This is a genomic window from Streptomyces sp. NPDC103540, assembly GCF_055584445.1.
This window is the reverse complement of the sequence record NZ_JBVJMA010000001.1, coordinates 259,137-275,617: the sequence shown is the minus strand read 5'-3', so window position 1 is coordinate 275,617 and position 16,481 is coordinate 259,137. Positions and strand designations below refer to the sequence as shown.

Genomic DNA, 16,481 nt, shown 5'->3' with positions numbered 1-16,481 from the left:
ATGACCACCCCGCGGCGTCTGTCACCATGGAGACATGGGTCAGCCGGAAAGCCGGGAATCTCCGGGAGCAGAGCAGCTTGAGCTTCCTCCGGGGCAGCGGTTGCAGAAGGGTTGGCCCGTCACCCACTACGGTCCCGTCCCCAAGTTCAAGCCGGAGCGCTGGGAGTTCCGCGTCTTCGGCGCGACGGCGGACGGCGAGAAGCACTGCTGGAACCACGAGGAGTTCGCGGCCCTGCCGTTCGAGTCCGTCGTGGCCGACCTGCACTGCGTCACCAAGTTCAGCATGCCGGGCGCCGAATGGGGCGGAGTGCCGGCGCGAACCGTCCTCGACCTGGCGCCCCCGGCCCCGCAGGTCACGCACGTGATGGTGTGGGCCGAGTACGGCTTCAGCTCCAACCTGAGACTGGCCGATTTCGCCTCCGAGCGCACCCTCTTCGCCACCCACATGGGGGGCGAACTGCTGACCGCCGAGCACGGCTTCCCGCTCCGGCTCGTCGTGCCGCACCTGTACGCCTGGAAGGGCCCGAAGTGGGTCCGCGGCATCGAGTACATGACGGCCGACCGCCGCGGGTTCTGGGAGGAACGCGGCTACCACAACATCGGCGACCCCTGGCGCGAGCAGCGCTACTCGTACCAGGAGGAGCCGGGCGACGGCCCGGAACTCTGACCCTGATCCCTCAGTGGTGGTAGCGGTGGACGACGGCGTGGCCCTTGCCGCGGCCGATCAGCCACTTGTTGACCGGCGTGGTCACGATGAAGGCGGTCACCAGCGCGATCGCGAGGACCACCCAGAACAGCGGATCCGACAGGTGGGCGTCCATGGCGCCCGGCCACAGCGCGATCACCCCGTTGTCGATCAGTTCCATCACGGCGATCGAAAGGGTGTCCGCCGCCAGCGCCACCCGAACGGCGGAACGGAAGTCCACCCCCGCCGCGAGGATCCCGCGCAGCGTGAGGGCGTAGCCGAAGAAGAACGCCAGGACGATCGCGAGGACCATCGTCGGGACGTTCCCCCAGCCGAGCGCCGTTCCGATGACCATGCCGAGCACCTCGCCGATGGCGCATCCGGTGAGGCAGTGCAGGGTCGCCCTGGCGGCCATGGCCCACCCGACGGGGCCGTGGGCGGCGTGGGAGGTGTGGTTGCCGTGGTGCGCGTGGCCCTCGTGGCCCTGGTGCTCGTGTTCCTGGTGCCCGTGGCTCCGGTGATCCTGCCCGTGGTGCCCGTGGTGTTCGTGTTCCTGGTGCTCGTGCCCCTGTTCCTGCTCCATGACAACAACCCCCTGATGGGAAACGCCGGGTAACGGTCCTGTCGACATGACGGAACCGTATACCCCCCAGGGGTATTCCTCAAGGGATCTCGGGATCAGTGGGAGCCGCGCAACTCCTTCAGCAGGGCCACGTCCGCGGCGTGGCCCTCCTTGCCGCCGGGGGTCTCGATGATCAGCGGTACACCGGCCGTCTCGGGGTGCGAGCACAGTTCGGCGAAGGCCTCCCGACCGATGTGCCCCTGGCCGATGTTGGCGTGCCGGTCCTTGTGCGCGCCGACGCCCTCCTTGGAGTCGTTGGCGTGGATCAGCTTCAGCCGGCCCGCGCCGACCGTCTCCACCAGCAGGTCCAGCGTCTGCTTGGCGCCGCCCGGCTCGGCCAGGTCGTGACCGGCCGCGAAGATGTGGCAGGTGTCCAGGCAGATGCCCAGCTTCGGGTGGTGGTCCAGCGCCTCGAAGTACGGGCCGAAGTCCCAGGTCCGCGAGCACAGCGAGGAACCCTGGCCGGCGGTGGACTCCAGCAGGAGGAACGGGTCGTCCTCGTGCGTCAGCTCCTCCAGCAGGGGCAGCATGTACTGCCTGACCTGCGCGTACGCCGCCTCGCGCGGGCGTCCGCCGGTCGCGGAGCCGGTGTGCACGACCACCCCGAGGGCGCCGATCTCCCGACCCCTGCGCAGCGAGTGGCGCAGGGACTCCACCGACTTCTCCACCGTGGCCTCGGTGTGCGACCCGAAGTTGATCAGGTACGGGGCGTGCACGTACGCCGGGATCGAGGCCTCGGCGCACCCGGCGCGGAACAGCTCGTCCTGCGCCGGGTTCCCGGTCGGGGTGGCCCAGCCGCGCGGGTTCGCCACGAAGACCTGGACGGCCTCGGCGCCCATCTCACGGGCGTAGGGGAGGCCGACCGAGGCCAGCCCGCCGGCGACGGGCACGTGCCCGCCCACGGGATTGCGCATCACCGGGCGTCACAGTCCCTTCGTCTTGAGGACGATCAGGGAGCCCTCGGGGGCGTTCTGTCCACCGGGCACCGACTGGCTCTCCACCGAGTTGCCGAAGGGCAGGAACGGCTTGTCCACCTTCACCTTGAAGCCCAGCGCCTCCAGCGCCTTGCGGGCCGCGTCCGCATCCTGGTTGCGCACGTCCGGTACCTGGACCTGACGCGGCCCCTTGGAGACGGTCAGGGTCACCGTGTCGCCGGCCGCGGCCTGCGCGCCCGGGGCCAGGGACTGGTTCGCGACCTGTCCGGCCGCCTGCGGGGCGTTCACCGCCTCCGCGGCGGTGGCCGTCTTCAGGCCGATCCCCTCCAGCTGCGCCTTCGCGGCGGCCGCGTCCAGACCCACCAGGTTGGGCACCGGCACCGGCCGGCCCTTGCTGACGACGAGCGCGACGGCGGTGTCGGGGGCCCGCTTCTGGCCGCCCGCCGGGTTCGTCTCGATCACCGAGCCCTGGGCGACGTCCTGGCTGAAGGCCTGGGTGACCACGCCGGGCGCCAGGCCCACCTTGGTCAGCTCGCCCTGCGCCTCCTGGAGGGGGCGCCCCTTCAGGTCGGGGACGCTGACGGTCTCGGGACCCCGCGAGACGGTGAGCGTCACCGCGCCGTTGCCCCGGATCCGCGCCCCGCCGGCGGGATCGCTGTTCATCACCGTGCCGCGCTCGAAGGCGTCGCTGAACTTGCGCTCCACCCGCTTGAGGCCGAGCCCGGCCGCGGACAGCTGGGAGCGTGCCTGCTCCTCCGTCTTGCCGAGGAGGTTGGGGACCTTGGTGAACTGCCCGGAGTTGATGTACCAGACGCCGACGCCGATGCCGAGGGCCAGCAGGACCGCCGCCACCACCGCGATCACCCCGCGGCGGGGCATGCGCGACCCGGGCCCCGGGGTCCTCGACGGGGCCGGCGGCGGGGGCGGGCTCGCCAGGCGGGAGGTGTGGTGCACCGGCTGCCGCTCCTCGACCGGCCGGGGGATCACGCCGGTGCGGTCCTCGCCCGACGAACGCTCCTGCGTGCGGGCCTGCGGCGGTACGGCGTCCAGCTCGGCGTCGGACAGCCGCGCGCGGGTCTCCAGGGCCAGCCCGAGCAGGGACGCGGCATCGGAGGGGCGCAGCTCGGGGGAGCGGGCCGCGGCGGTCGCGACCAGCTCGTCGAGGGCGACGGCGAGCCCGGGGACGGTGGCCGACGGGGGCGGCACGTCCTCGTGGAGGTGCTGGTAGAGCACCTGGGCGGGGGTGCCGCCGGTGTGCGGCTTGCCGCCCGTGAGCATCTCGTAGAGGACGACGCCGCAGGCGTACACGTCGACGCGGGTGTCGGCGACGCCGTTCTCGATCTGCTCGGGCGCCAGGTAGGAGACGGTGCCGAGGACGGCGCCGGTGGTGCTGGTGACCGTGTCCACGGACCGGACCAGCCCGAAGTCGGCGACCTTGACGCGGCCGTCGTCACCGATGAGCACGTTCTCGGGCTTCATGTCCCGGTGGACGAACCCGGCGCGGTGCGCGGCGCCGAGGGCGGCGAGGACCGGCTCCAGGATGTCGAGGGCGGCCCGGGGCTGGAGGGCGCCGCGCTCGCGGAGCACGTCGCGCAGGGTGCAGCCGGAGACGTACTCCATGGCGAGGTAGACGTACGGCCCGTCCGTGCCCTGGTCGAAGACGGCGACGACGTTGGGGTGCGCGAGGCGGGCCACGGACTTCGCCTCGCGGATGAAACGGTCCACGAAGGCGACGTCGGCGGCGAGGGCCGGGTGCATCACCTTCAGCGCGAGGACGCGGTCCAGGCGGGTGTCGACGGCCCGGTAGACCGTTGCCATGCCGCCGGCCGCGATGCGGGCGTCGATGCGGTAGCGGCCGTCGAGCACGCGCCCGACGAGGGGGTCATCCAGGGTCGTATCCACCCGGCGATTCTACGAGCCGACACGTTTGAGCCGTCCGGGGCGTCCACGCTTGCAGCGCACCCGTGACACGGCGGGGCCCCGGGGCCCCGCCCGAGCGGCACCCCCGGCCGGGGGTGCGGCCGGGGGCGGGGGTCAGAACGCCGGGCGTTCCGGGTCCAGGGTGGCGCGGCCCTCCGCGGGGGAGGAGGCCTCGGCGAAGCGGCGTTGGGGGATGCGGCCCGCGCGGTGGGCGAGGCGGCCCGCCGAGACGGCGTCCCGCATGGCCGCCGCCATCAGGACGGGGGCCTGGGCCCGGGTCACGGCCGAGGCGAGCATCACTCCCGCGCAACCGAGCTCCATCGCGAGGGCCGCGTCGGAGGCGGTGCCGGCTCCCGCGTCGAGGATCACCGGTACCCCCGCCCGCTCCACGATCAGCTCGAAGTTGTGCGGGTTGCGGATGCCCATGCCCGACCCGATGGGGGAGCCCAGCGGCATGATCGCCGCGCACCCCACGTCCTCCAGCTTCCGGGCCAGCACCGGGTCGTCGTTGGTGTACGGCAGGACGGTGAAGCCCTCGTCGACCAGGATCTCGGCGGCGTCCAGCAGCTCCACGCCGTCGGGCAGGAGGGTCCGCTCGTCGGCGACGACCTCCAGCTTGATCCAGTCGGTGCCCAGGGCCTCCCGGGCGAGGCGGGCGGTGAGGACCGCCTCGCCGGCCGTGAAGCAGCCGGCGGTGTTCGGCAGGACCGCGATGCCCAGCCGGTCCAGCACGGACAGGACCGAGCCCTGCACCGTCGGGTCCAGGCGGCGCATCGCGACCGTGGTCAGTTCGGTGCCGGAGGCGATCAGGGCGCGTTCGAGGACGTCCAGGCTGGGGGCTCCGCCGGTGCCCATGATGAGGCGGGAGGCGAAGGTCCGGCCGCCGAGGGAGAAGACGTCGTCCGCCATCGTGATCAGCCTCCCTGTACCGCGGTGAGGACCTCGACCCGGTCGCCATCGCCCACCTCGGTGAGCGACCACCGCCCGCGCGGGACGACGGTCTCGTTGAGGGCGGCGGCGACGCCCGAGGGCGCCGTGCTCAGGGTGGCGACCACCGCGTCGAGCGTGGTGCCGGCCGCGATCTCGCGCGGCTCGCCGTTGACGGAGATGGTCATGCGTAGGACTCCTGACGCGTGGAGGAGAAGCGGCGCGGGGTGAAGGGGCGGGCGATCTCCGGGACGACCCCGGTGGTCAGCAGCTCGGCCATCACGTCGCCGGTGAGCGGGGTCAGCAGCACCCCGTTGCGGTAGTGCCCGGTGGCCAGGTGCAGGCCGGGCAGGTCGGTCGGGCCGAGCAGCGGCGCGTTGTCCGGGGAGCCGGGGCGCAGGCCGGCGCGGGTCTCGGTGAGGGGGAGTTCGGTGATGCCGGGGACGAGCTCGTGGGCGTCGCGCAGCAGCTCGTACACCCCGCCGGCGGTGACGGTGGTGTCCCAGCCGAGTTCCTCGCTGGTGGCGCCGACGACGAGTTCGCCGTTCTCGCGCGGGACGAGGTAGACGTGGCTGCCGCGGACGACCGCCCGGACGGTCCGCGACAGGAACGGCGCGTACGGGGCCGGCACCGACAGGCGCAGCACCTGTCCCTTCACCGGGCGCACCGGCACCGCCACCTCCGGCGGTACGCCGGCCAGCCGCGAGCTGAGCGAGCCCGCCGCCAGGACCACCTGGTCGGCGCGCAGGGGCGTACCGTCCTCCAGCTCGGCGCCCACCGCCCGGTCGGCGCCGGTCAGCAGGCGGACCGCGCGGGCGCGGTGGACGGTGACCCCGGCCCGTTCGCAGGCGGCGAGCAGGGCGGCCGCCAGCCGGCGCGGGTCCACCTGGTGGTCGCCGTCGACGCGGAGCCCACCGCGGACGCCCGGGGCCAGCATCGGCTCCAGGCGGCGGCACTCGCGGCCGGTGAGCCACTCCGACTCCAGTCCGCAGCGGCGCTGGAGGGCGTGCAGTTCCCGCAGGTGGAGGCGGTCGTCGGCGTCGAGGGCCACGGCCAGGGTGCCGCAGGCGCGGTAGCCGAGGTCCATGCCGCCGCTGGCTTCGGTGAGTTCGGCGGCGAAGTGGGGGTAGCGCTCGGCGGAGGCCACGTTGAGCCCGAGGAGGGTTTCCTCGCCGTAGTGCAGTTCGGTGACGGCGGCGAGCATGCCGGCCGCGACCCGGGCGGCGCCGCCGCCGGGGTCCGGGTCGGCGAGCGCGACGCGCAGTCCGGCGCGGGCGGCCCGCCAGGCGGTGACCAGGCCGATGATCCCGCCCCCGATGACGAGGGCGTCCGACCCCCGGCCCGCCGGGGTCGTGGAGGTCGCGGTGGATCCGGGGGATCCGGTGGATCCGGGGGATCCCTTCCGAGATGAGTGCATGGGCGTCCAGCCTCTCCCTTCGCCGGCATGACCCGGATCAGGTTCGTACGGTCGGAGGCCGGCCAGCCTCCCTCTCAGCCCGGTGCGCCCGGACTCCCGCGATAGGTACGGTGGCCAGACTAACCCCGTGGCCGGCGGCGGGTAAGGCTGCCTCCCCGGGGCCCGCGCGGAGTCGACTCCCCGCCCCCTGTTCCTGACGCGTCGTCAGTTCATTAGGGTGGGCACGTGAGCGAGCAGACGCATGTGCAGGCACGGACGTCGACGGAAGCCGGCCCACGACCGCCGGAGCCCGGAGTCGTCGTCGTCGGGGCCGGCATGGCCGGGGTGCAGACGGCGGTCGCCTTGCGGGAACAGGGCTTCACCGGCCCCGTGACCCTGCTGGGCGCCGAACCCCACCAGCCCTACGACCGGCCCCCGCTGTCCAAGGCGGTCCTCCTCGGCAAGGCCGAGGACTCCGCGTTCGACGTGGACTTCGAGGCGCTCCGGATCGATCTGCGACTGGGAACCGAGGTCACCGGACTGCGCGCCGCCGACCACATGGTGGACACCGAGTCCGGCCCGGTTCCCTACGGGGTCCTCGTCCTGGCCACCGGCGCGCAGCCGCTGACCCTGCCCGGCTCCGAGGGCGTGCCCGGCGTCCACCTCCTGCGCACCCTCGACGACGCCGCCCGGCTACGCCCCGTACTGGCCGAGGCCCCCGCCACCGTCGTCGTCGGCGCCGGCTGGATCGGCGCCGAGTTCGCCACCGCCGCCCGCGAGGCCGGCTGCGCCGTGACCGTCGTGGAGGCCGCCGACCGGGTCCTGGCCGGCGCCCTGCCCGCCGAGGTCGCCGCCCCCATGGCCCGCTGGTACGCCGACGCCGGCGCCGAACTGCTCACCGCCACCCGGGTCGCCGGGGTCGAACCGGGCCGCGTCCGGCTCGCGGACGGCCGCGAGCTGCCGGCCGGGGCCGTGGTCGTGGGCATCGGGGCCCGCCCCGCCACCGACTGGCTGGCCGGCACCGGCGTCGAGCGGGGCCCCGACGGCTCCGTCACCGCCGACGCGTACCTGCGCACCACCCTGCCCGGGGTCTACGCCGTGGGCGACTGCGCCTCCTTCCCGTCCGCCCGCTACGGGACCCGGCTGCTGGTGCACCACTGGGACAACGCCCTCCAGGGCCCCCGCGCCGTCGCCGAGAACATCCTCGCCGGCGAGCCCGTGCGGGCCTACGACCCCGTCCCGTACTTCTGGTCCGAGCAGTTCGGCCGCTTCGTCCAGTACGCGGGCCACCACGGCGGGGCCGACACCCTGCTGTGGCGCGGCGACCCCACCGAGGACACCTGGTCGGTGTGCTGGCTGCGCGACGGCGCGCTCGTCGCCGTCCTCGCCGTGGGCCGGCCCCGGGACCTGGCGCAGGGCCGCAGGCTGATCGAGTCCGGCGCCCCCCTGGACCCGGCCCGGGTCGCCGACCCGGGCGTGCCCCTGAAGTCCGCCGGCGTCTGAGCCGGTGATCCCGGGCGCCGCACGGGTCCGCCCCGCCCCGCGCCGTCCCCGTGCCGTTCCTGCCCCGTCCCCGTCCCGCCCCCGCGTCGTCCGTGCCCGCCACGGACGGACGGGGCCGGGTACCGGGTGCCCGTCCGAGGTGGCAGGCTTGTCCCCGTGACCGAGATTGACGCAAAGATCGATGCCCTCGTCCCCTCCTGGCTGTACCTCCCCGACATCGCGGAGATGCTCGACCTCGAGGTGACCCGGGTCCGCCAGATGGTCAAGGAAGGTCAGCTGGTCGCCGTACGCCGCGGCGAGAACCGCTCCCTCCAGGTGCCCGCCCCCTTCATCGACGGCGACAAGGTCGTCAAGGGCCTCGTCGGCCTGCTGACCGTGCTGCGTGACGACGGCTTCTCCGACGAGGAGATCCTGGAGTGGATGTTCACGCCGGACCCCACCCTGCCCGGCACCCCCGCGCAGGCGCTGAGCGAGAATCGCGGCACGGAGGTGAAGCGACGCGCCCAGGCGCTCGCCCTCTGACCGGCTGATCCACAGGGGTACGGGCCCGCACGCGGGCCCGTACCCCGCCACACCACGGGGGGTACTCCCATGCAGCAGCTGTCCGACGCCCGGCTCTACCTGTGCACGGACGCCCGCAAGCGGCAGGGCGACCTCCCCGAGTTCCTCGACGCGGCCCTGTCGGGCGGCGTCGACATCGTGCAGCTCCGCGACAAGGGCATGGAGGCCGCCGAGGAGCTGGAGCACCTCCGGGTCTTCGCCGAGGCCGCGCGCCGCCACGGCAGGCTCCTCGCCGTCAACGACCGCGCCGACGTCGCCCACGCCATCGGCTCCGACGTGCTGCACCTGGGCCAGGGCGACATCCCCGTCCCCGCCGCCCGCGCCATCCTCGGCGAGGACGTCCTGATCGGCCGCTCCTGCCACGCCGAATCCGAGGTGGACGCCGCCGTCGCCGAACCGGGCGTCGACTACTTCTGCACCGGCCCCTGCTGGCCGACCCCCACCAAGCCCGGCCGCCACGCCCCCGGCCTCGACCTCGTCCGGTACGCGGCCTCGCTGCGCCAGGACCGCCCCTGGTTCGCCATCGGTGGCATCGACGGCGGCAACCTCGAACAGGTCCTGGACGCCGGCGCCTCCCGGGTCGTCGTCGTCCGCGCCATCACCGAGGCCTCCGACCCGCACGCCGCCGCGGCCGAACTCTCCAAGACGATCCGCGCCCGCCTGGCATAGTGTCCAAATGGCTGTCCAATTGCTGGACAGCGCTTCGGAGTCCGCCGGCCCGCGTCTAACCTGCGGGTATGGCTCTTGGTACCGCTTCCACCTGGTCGGACCGTGCACACACGGTCCGCGACCTCCTCGCGTCCGGGAGCTCCTTCTCCTTCGAGTTCTGGGCGCCCAAGACCGAGAAGGGCGAGCGCAACCTCTGGAACGCGCTGCGCCGGATCGAGTCGGTCTCCCCGAGCTTCGTCTCGGTCACCTACGGGGCCGGCGGCTCCACGCGCGGCGGCACCGTCCGCGCCACGCAGCAGATCGCCGCCGACACCACCCTGACGCCCGTCGCGCACCTCACCGCGGTGGACCACTCCGTCGCCGAGCTGCGCCACGTCATCGGCCAGTTCGCCGACGCGGGGATCCGCAACATGCTGGCCCTGCGCGGTGACCCGCCGGGCGACCCCATGGGCCCGTGGGTCAGGCACCCCGAGGGCGTGGACTACGCGGCGGACCTCGTGCGCCTGCTCAAGGAGTCCGGAGACTTCTGCGTGGGCGTCGCGGCCTTCCCCGAGATGCACCCCCGCTCGGAGGACTGGGACACGGACATCCGGCACTTCGTGGACAAGTGCCGCGCCGGCGCGGACTACGCCATCACCCAGATGTTCTTCGATCCGGAGAATTATCTGCGGCTGCGCGACAGCGTCGCGAAGGCGGGCTGCGATACCCCGATCATCCCCGAGGTCATGCCTGTTGTGGGTATCAAGCAGCTCGACCGGCTGCCCCAATTGAGCACCGCGGTCTTCCCCGCGGCCGTGAAAGAGCGCATGCTCGCCGTCAAGGACGATCCGGCCGCTGTACGCTCCATTGGCATCGAGTTCGCCACGGAGTTCTGCGCGCGGCTGCTGTCCGAGGGTGTCCCGGGCTTGCACTTCATCACGCTGAACAATTCCACGGCGACCCTCGAGATCTACGAGAACCTGGGCCTGCACCAGCGGGCCTGATCGGCCGTACCCCGTTCCCGTTCGGGCGGCCGTACCGAGAGGGTGGGCCAGGCATGGGAATGACGGTTCTCTACGTCGCGTTCGGGGTCGTCGCGCTGTGGCTGTTGGCCGAGGTCCTGATGCAGTACAAGGCCCGGCTGCGCTGGCGCCTGCTCGCGTTCGCCGGCTTCCTCGGCGTGGTCGCGGGCGTGGTGCTGCCCTCGGTGCCGGTCATCGCCGCCGGCGCGACGGCGTTCGCCATCGGCCAGACCCTGGTGACCTTGTCCTTCCGCAAGGGCTTCGTCGCCGGTTGGTCCCTGCGCCGGGGCGCCGAGCCCGCGAAGCAGGAGTCCGGCCGCCGGCGCGGTTCCAAGGACGCGCCGCGCCGGGAGGCCAAGCTGGAGGTCACCGGACTGGAGTACGAGGACCGGGCCCCGCGGGACACGGGCCGCCCCGACCGGGGCACGACCGACCCGGTGTTCACCCCCGAGCCGGTCCCCGACGAGACCGGCACGTACGGGATACAGAGCTTCGCCGACCGCCGGCCCGACGAGACGGCCCCGTTCGCCTCGCCCTACACCACGGCCGAGCAGGACGCCCACCAGTACGCCGCCTACCAGGACCCGCAGCAGGGCCAGGGCGGCTACGACTACCCCGGCGGGTACGTCGGCGGTGACCAGCAGGTCTACGCCGCCTACTCGGACCCGTACATCGGCACGGGCGGCGCCGTCGCCCCCACGCCCCCCTACGGCGGCGCCGACTACCAGCCCTACGCCGACCCCGCGCAGCAGCAGTACTCCATGGACACCCCGCCCGGCGGGGTCTGGGTCCCGCAGCAGCGGGTCACCGACGGCCGCCCGGAGCAGCCCGCCCAGGACCCGTACGACCCCCACGCGCAGCAGCAACAGCAGCAGCCGCCACAGGGCTACCCCTACCAGGACAACGGCTACCGCTACTGAGCCCGCGCGCTCCGGGGCCGCGCCCTCACCGCGAGCCCCGGAACTCCGCGCCCTCCACGATGAGCCCCGCCACCAGCGCCCCGGTCATCCCGGAGTGCGCCAGTCCGCCGCCGGGGTGCGCCCAGCCGCCCGCCAGGTAGAGCCCGGGCAGGCCCGTCACGTTGGCGGGGTACAACAGCCGACCCCCGGCCCCGGCCAGGGCGGGCGCGGGCACGGCCCCGCCGAGCGCGCCCGTGGCCGCCTCCACGTCCGCCGGGGTGCGCACCTCCTGCCACAGCAGCCTCGCCCGCAGGTCGGGCACGGCCCGCTCGGCGATGGCCGCCAGCCGCCCGGGGTCGACGACCTCGGCTCCGCCCGACGGGCCGCACGCGGCGCTCACCGTGACCGCCTCGTGGTCGGCGTCGGGCCGGGTCGCCGGGTCGTCCGGGCGCAGGACGGTGACGGTGAGGCCGGGGGAGTGCACGAGGGTGCGGTGGACGGCGTCGGCCGGCCGGGCCCCGCGCAGGGCCAGCAGCAGGGTGATCCGGCCGGGCAGATCGCCGCCCCGGGCCGGCGCCCCGTCCGGCGGGAGCGGCACGGAGCCGCCCGGCAGCGCGCGCGGGTCGATCCCGCAGACGACGGAGTCGGCGGGCACCTCGGTGCCGTCGGCCAGCAGCAGCCCGGCGGCCCGACCGGCGCGCGCCAGGACCTCCCGTACGGCCGCGCCGAAGACGAACTCGACCTTCCGCTCCAGGCAGCGCGCGTACACGGCGTTCGCCAGCTCGCGCATGCCGCCGCGGACGTACCAGGTGCCGAAGGTCTGCTCCATGTAGGGCAGCGCCGCCGCGGAGGCGGGCGCGGTCGCGGGGTCGAGCCCGTACGCGGCCACCCGGCCGGTCAGCAGTTCCGCGAGGTCGCCGCCCAGTTCGCGCCGGGCCACCTCGGCCAGGGTCGGCGGCCGGCGCCGCAGCAGGCCGCTGCCGCGCAGCGCCGGGTACGGGTCGCGCTCCAGCGCCTGCCGGTCGGGGCGCAGCGGCTCCTCCAGCAGGGGGCGGCGGGTGGCGTCCCAGGTGTCGCGGGCCCGGCCCAGCAGGTCGTTCCAGCGCGCGCCGGCGCCCGCGCCGAAGGCGGTGTCGAGGGCGGCGGCGACCCCGCCGCGCGAGGCGCCCGGAAGGGTGACGGAGGTGTCGCCGACGAGGTGCCGGACGGCCGGGTCGAGCTGGACGAGGTCGACGCTGTCCTCCAGGGACCGCTTGCCCGTCTTCACGAACAGGTCGCGGTAGACGGCGGGCAGGTGCAGGAAACCGGGCCCGGTGTCGAAGGAGAAGCCGTCCCGCTCGTGGCGGCCGACCGCGCCGCCGTGGGTCTCGCCCCGCTCGTACACCGTCACCCGGTGCCCCGCCACGGCCAGTCGGGCCGCCGTCGCCATCGCGCCCATGCCGGCGCCGATCACCGCAATTCGTGCCATGCGGCCGAGCCTATCGAGGGAGGTCGGGAGGGTAGGGGGGTGGTGCCCCGGTCGTGGCACGGGCGGCCGCGAGGCGCTTCTCCTCGCGGCGCTGGGCGCGCCGGCGCAGGAAGCGGCGGATCCGGCTCCACAGGAAGGCCAGTATGGCCAGGCCGAGCAGGAGCAGGACGCCGGCGATGATCGCGGCGGCCGTCGGGTGGAACATGGCGAAGGTGACGAGCCCGGCGACCCCGAGGTCCTCGGCGGTGCTGACGACGATGTTGCTGACCGGCTCGGGCGAGGTGTTGATCGCCATCCGGGTGCCGGCCTTGACGAAGTGGCTGGCCAGCGCCGTGGATCCGCCGACGGCCCCGGCGGCGAGGTCGGAGAGCGAACCGCTCTGTCCGGCGAGCAGGGCCCCCACGACGGCTCCGGCGACGGGCCGGATCACCGTGTGGGCGGTGTCCCACAGGGAGTCCACGTAAGGGATCTTGTCGGCGACGGCCTCGCACAGGAACAGCACGGCCGCCACGACGAGCACGTCGGTGCGCTGGAGGGAGGCCGGGACCTCGTCGGTCATGCCGGTCGCGCCGAAGATGCCGAGCAGGAGGACCACGGCGTAGGCGTTGATCCCGCTGGCCCAGCCGCTGGTGAAGACCAGGGGGAGCACACTCATTCGGTCATCATGCCGCAGGTGGGAGTGCCGACACGGCCGAAACGGTGAGGGGACGGCCGCGCGCGGGCGGCCGTCCCCTCACCGACGGAGTCTGTGTGCGGGGCTACTGCCCCTGTTCGTCACGGCGGCGCTGCCACCGTTCCTCGATCCGGGTCATCATCGACCGACGCTGATGTCGGCTGCGGCCACCGTGGGCCGAACCGCCTGTACTTCCGGAGACGGGCTGCTCGCCGGGCTTGGGTGCCTTGCGCCAACCGGTGACCACGAGGACCGTACAGGCCAGCATGACGAGGAATCCCACCACGCTGATCCAGAGCACTTCCTGCCAGATCACACCGGTCATGAGGAGCGCGATACCCACCACAATGCCCACGACTGCCTGGTAGACCCGTCGCCGGGTGTACGTGCGCAGTCCACTGCCCTCAAGCGCTGTCGCGAACTTGGGGTCTTCGGCGTACAGCGCTCGCTCCATCTGCTCGAGCATTCGCTGCTCGTGCTCCGAGAGCGGCACGGGAGTCCTCCTCATCCGTCGGTCGCGGGGGGTAGCGACCAGGGGTCCCCTTCAGGATAGGCGGGGAATCGCCCCCGTGATACCCGCCCTCTACGCCACATTCTGCAAACCACTGCGCCAAAAAACCACTGCGGTGACCACGCCCGTGGCGAACAGCCCCGGGCAGGAGAACTGCGGCGGCATAGGAGCACCGGCTTCAAACGTACCGTCGCCAGCGCGGTCACTGAGGCGCTTATTCCCCACTGAGTCGTCCGCCATGCCGAACGGTGCCCCCGATCATACGGGGACGGGGGCCGGAACGGAGGGTTGTCCGGCCGGCCCGTGCTCCGCATGCGCGCAGATCAGGCGGGCTTCTCGCCCAGGACGTGCAACTGCGTGGCCACCGCGTGGAAGGCGGGCAGCTCGGCGGCGGCCTCCTCCAGACGCAGCAACGCCTCCACGGCGCCCGGCTCGGTGTCCACCAGCACGCCGGGAACCAGGTCCGCGAAGATCCGTACGCCGTGCACCGCGCCGACCTCCAGGCCGGCCCCGCCCACCAGCTCGGAGAGCTGTTCGGCGGTGAAGCGGCGGGGGACCGGGTCGCCGGAGCCCCACCGGCCGACCGGGTCCGTGAGCGCGGTGCGGGCCTCGGTGAAGTGACCGGCCAGCGCGCGGGCCAGCACGGCCCCGCCGACCCCGGCGCCCAGCAGGCTGAGGACGCCGCCGGGGCGCAGGGCCGCGACGGCGTTGGCCACGCCCTCGACCGGGTCGTCGACGTACTCCAGCACGCCGTGGCACAGCACCACGTCGTACGCGTCCCGCTCGACGACGTCCAGCAGGCCCTGGGCGTCGCCCTGGACGCCGCGCACCAGGTCGGCCACGCCTTCCTCGCCGACCCGACGCTCCAGCCCGAACAGGGCGTTCGGGCTGGGGTCGACCACGGTCACCCGGTGGCCCAGCCGGGCCACGGGCACGGCGAACTTGCCGGTGCCGCCGCCGGTGTCCAGGACGTCCAGGACTTCCCGCCCGGTCGCCTTCACCCGGCGGTCGAGGGCCTCCTTGAGGACCTCCCACACCACGGCGGTGCGGAGCGAGGCACGGGGGCGGGAATTGTCCGACACGACTGATGACTCCTCGGCGGGTTCGGGTGGGGCAATGACGTCGGCCCCACCCTATTGCCTCGGACAGCCGGGCAGCTCATCCCGCGTGCGGACGCTCCGGTCGGGGTTGCGGCAGGGGTCCGACCACGGGCTGGAGCGCGAGCATCCGCTCCACCAGCCGCACGAACATCCCCACCTCCCGGACGAGGTCGTCCGCGTCACGAGCGGTCGCCGCGTCCGGTATGTCGGCCTCGGCCCGGGCCCGACGGGCGGCGCCCGAGGCGAACAGCGCGCTCCACTCGGTCAGTTCCGGCGCCAGCTCGGGGAGGACCTCCCACGCGCTGCGGATCCGCGGGCGCCGCTTCGGGCGCACCGGCTCGGGGCGTCCCCGGGCGGCGAGCACGGCCGCGGCGGCGCGGAGCGCGGCGAGGTGGGCGGTGGCGTACCGCTCGTTGGGCCGGGGCAGCAGGGCGGCCTCGGCCAGGCCGGCGCGGGCCTTGGCGAGCAGGTCCAGGGCGGCCGGCGGTGCGGCCGCCCTGCGCGGGACGGGGTGGACAGGGGACGGGGACGGTGTGGCCATGACGAACCTCCTGTCGTGACGTGGTGCTCTGGACGTGCGCATGCGTGTTCGTTCGTGCGTCCATCGTGACCTCCCCCACTGACAATCGCGCTGACCTGCGATTTCGCCCCATTTCCCCCTCGGGTGCGCGGCCGTCTACGACACCTGATAGTTTTTGAACTGACCGGTCAGTTCAAAAGAAGGGGGAGGGCGTGGACAGCCCGCACGGCGCCGCCGTCAAGGCGGAGGGCTTCGGACTGAAGGGCCCGCGCGGCTGGGTCTTCCGGGGCGTGGGGATCGACGCCCCGTCCGGTGCGCTCATCGCGCTCGAAGGACCCTCCGGCAGCGGCCGGACCTGCCTGCTGCTGGCCCTCACCGGGCGGATGAAGCCCACCGAGGGCCATGCCGAGATCGGCCGCCACCGGCTCCCCAAGAAGATGGCGGCGGTCCGGCGGATCACCGCCCTGGGCCCGGTGCCCGGAGTCAACGACCTCGACCAGTCCCTGACCGTCGCGGAGCAACTGCGCGAGGGCGCCATGCTCCAGCGCCGCTACGACGGCCCCCTGCGCGCCCTGCTGCGCCCGCGCGGCGAGGCCCGGACCTCCACCGCGGCCCGCGTGGAGGAGGCCCTGGCCGCTGTCGGACTGGACCTCGCCACGCTGCCCAAGGGCCCGCGGACCTCCGTGCGCGACCTGGAGCGGCTGGAGGCGCTGCGGCTCTCGCTGGCCATGGCACTGCTGGGCTCGCCCCGGCTGGTCGCCCTCGACGACCTCGACATCAAGCTCTCGGACGCCGAACGCGCCGAGGCCTGGGACCTGCTCCGCTCGATCGCCGGACGCGGGACCACCGTCCTCGCCGTGTGCAGCGAGGCCCCGCAGGGCGTCACCGTCGTGCGCACGGGCGGCGACCGGGAGCCCGAGGCCCCCGCGCCGGCCGCCCGCGCGACCGCGGCCCCGGCCGTACCGTCCGCCCGCGACCCGAAGGTCACCTGGGGCACCCCGGGCGAGACCACGGACCCGGCGGGCGAGCCGCGCCCGGAGAAGCGGCCGGAGCCGAAGCCGAAGCCCGGTCCGGACGCGCGGCCGGAAGCC

17 protein-coding genes, 1 pseudogene and 1 riboswitch are annotated in these 16,481 nt (G+C 73.9%); of the genes and pseudogenes, 7 read left to right on the top strand and 11 right to left on the bottom strand.

Annotation, left to right across the window (positions count from 1 at the left end; genetic code table 11):
- Positions 1–34: 34 nt before the first annotated feature.
- Positions 35–667, top strand: a complete 633-nt coding sequence (locus tag ACZ6ZI_RS01240) for a sulfite oxidase-like oxidoreductase (protein ID WP_469514233.1) — start codon at positions 35–37, stop codon at positions 665–667.
- Positions 668–677: 10 nt separating this feature from the next.
- On the opposite strand, the gene ACZ6ZI_RS01235 is transcribed toward ACZ6ZI_RS01240, so the two are convergent.
- The 6 genes from ACZ6ZI_RS01235 to thiO all read right to left on the bottom strand — a co-directional run bounded on the left by ACZ6ZI_RS01235 (position 678) and on the right by thiO (position 6,506).
- The gene (locus ACZ6ZI_RS01235; RefSeq protein ID WP_469514230.1) at positions 678–1,268 is read right to left on the bottom strand and encodes a DUF4396 domain-containing protein; all 591 of its coding nucleotides are present in this window, start codon (positions 1,266–1,268) and stop codon (positions 678–680) included.
- Between the two features lie 95 nt (positions 1,269–1,363).
- On the bottom strand, positions 1,364–2,221 hold the full coding sequence (locus tag ACZ6ZI_RS01230) for a deoxyribonuclease IV (protein WP_469514228.1): 858 nt from the start codon (positions 2,219–2,221) through the stop codon (positions 1,364–1,366).
- A gap of 9 nt (positions 2,222–2,230) precedes the next feature.
- Positions 2,231–4,144, bottom strand: a complete 1,914-nt coding sequence (gene pknB, locus ACZ6ZI_RS01225; protein WP_469514225.1) for a Stk1 family PASTA domain-containing Ser/Thr kinase — start codon at positions 4,142–4,144, stop codon at positions 2,231–2,233.
- Between the two features lie 132 nt (positions 4,145–4,276).
- A complete protein-coding gene (locus ACZ6ZI_RS01220) occupies positions 4,277–5,071 on the bottom strand; it encodes a thiazole synthase (protein WP_469514221.1) in 795 nt (264 codons plus the stop codon).
- A 5-nt stretch (positions 5,072–5,076) separates the two neighbouring features.
- Positions 5,077–5,277 carry a sulfur carrier protein ThiS gene (gene thiS, locus ACZ6ZI_RS01215; protein WP_469514218.1) on the bottom strand — a complete coding sequence of 67 codons (201 nt, stop codon included), beginning with the start codon at positions 5,275–5,277 and terminating at the stop codon, positions 5,077–5,079.
- A complete protein-coding gene (gene thiO / locus ACZ6ZI_RS01210) occupies positions 5,274–6,506 on the bottom strand; it encodes a glycine oxidase ThiO (RefSeq protein ID WP_469514215.1) in 1,233 nt (410 codons plus the stop codon). The genes thiS and thiO overlap by 4 nt, the downstream gene beginning before the upstream one ends.
- Positions 6,504–6,616: riboswitch (TPP riboswitch) on the bottom strand. (Overlaps the previous gene by 3 nt.)
- A 115-nt stretch (positions 6,617–6,731) precedes the next feature.
- Here thiO and ACZ6ZI_RS01205 point away from each other — a divergent pair.
- From ACZ6ZI_RS01205 to ACZ6ZI_RS01185, 5 genes are all read left to right on the top strand, one after another.
- Positions 6,732–7,988 (top strand): NAD(P)/FAD-dependent oxidoreductase, encoded by a 1,257-nt coding sequence (locus ACZ6ZI_RS01205; RefSeq protein WP_469514212.1) that lies wholly within the window; start codon positions 6,732–6,734, stop codon positions 7,986–7,988.
- A 156-nt stretch (positions 7,989–8,144) separates the two neighbouring features.
- Positions 8,145–8,510, top strand: coding sequence for an Rv2175c family DNA-binding protein (locus ACZ6ZI_RS01200; protein WP_363056824.1), 366 nt, complete (start codon positions 8,145–8,147; stop codon positions 8,508–8,510).
- A gap of 69 nt (positions 8,511–8,579) precedes the next feature.
- Complete coding sequence (gene thiE / locus ACZ6ZI_RS01195) at positions 8,580–9,218, top strand: thiamine phosphate synthase (protein WP_469514210.1); 639 nt, start codon at positions 8,580–8,582, stop codon at positions 9,216–9,218.
- Between the two features lie 68 nt (positions 9,219–9,286).
- Complete coding sequence (gene metF, locus ACZ6ZI_RS01190; RefSeq protein ID WP_363056820.1) at positions 9,287–10,201, top strand: methylenetetrahydrofolate reductase [NAD(P)H]; 915 nt, start codon at positions 9,287–9,289, stop codon at positions 10,199–10,201.
- Between the two features lie 53 nt (positions 10,202–10,254).
- Positions 10,255–11,139, top strand: coding sequence for a hypothetical protein (locus tag ACZ6ZI_RS01185; protein WP_469514206.1), 885 nt, complete (start codon positions 10,255–10,257; stop codon positions 11,137–11,139).
- 25 nt (positions 11,140–11,164) lie between these two features.
- Here the strand turns inward: ACZ6ZI_RS01185 and ACZ6ZI_RS01180 are convergent, their stop codons facing one another.
- The 5 genes from ACZ6ZI_RS01180 to ACZ6ZI_RS01160 form a co-directional block, all read right to left on the bottom strand.
- Positions 11,165–12,586 carry a phytoene desaturase family protein gene (locus tag ACZ6ZI_RS01180; protein WP_469514204.1) on the bottom strand — a complete coding sequence of 474 codons (1,422 nt, stop codon included), beginning with the start codon at positions 12,584–12,586 and terminating at the stop codon, positions 11,165–11,167.
- 10 nt (positions 12,587–12,596) lie between these two features.
- Complete coding sequence (locus ACZ6ZI_RS01175; protein ID WP_469514201.1) at positions 12,597–13,241, bottom strand: DUF4126 domain-containing protein; 645 nt, start codon at positions 13,239–13,241, stop codon at positions 12,597–12,599.
- Between the two features lie 103 nt (positions 13,242–13,344).
- Positions 13,345–13,752, bottom strand: a complete 408-nt coding sequence (locus ACZ6ZI_RS01170) for a DUF3040 domain-containing protein (RefSeq protein ID WP_363056813.1) — start codon at positions 13,750–13,752, stop codon at positions 13,345–13,347.
- A 341-nt stretch (positions 13,753–14,093) separates the two neighbouring features.
- Positions 14,094–14,852: a methyltransferase gene (locus ACZ6ZI_RS01165; RefSeq protein WP_469514198.1), complete on the bottom strand. Its 759-nt coding sequence runs from the start codon at positions 14,850–14,852 to the stop codon at positions 14,094–14,096.
- A 76-nt stretch (positions 14,853–14,928) separates the two neighbouring features.
- Entirely contained in the window at positions 14,929–15,453 is a 525-nt protein-coding gene (locus ACZ6ZI_RS01160; RefSeq protein WP_469514196.1) for an SAV_6107 family HEPN domain-containing protein, read from the bottom strand.
- Positions 15,454–15,602: 149 nt separating this feature from the next.
- Between ACZ6ZI_RS01160 and ACZ6ZI_RS01155 the strand changes: the two are divergent.
- Positions 15,603–16,424: pseudogene (locus tag ACZ6ZI_RS01155) on the top strand (ATP-binding cassette domain-containing protein); the annotation flags it as partial.
- Between the last annotated feature and the right edge of the window lie 57 nt (positions 16,425–16,481).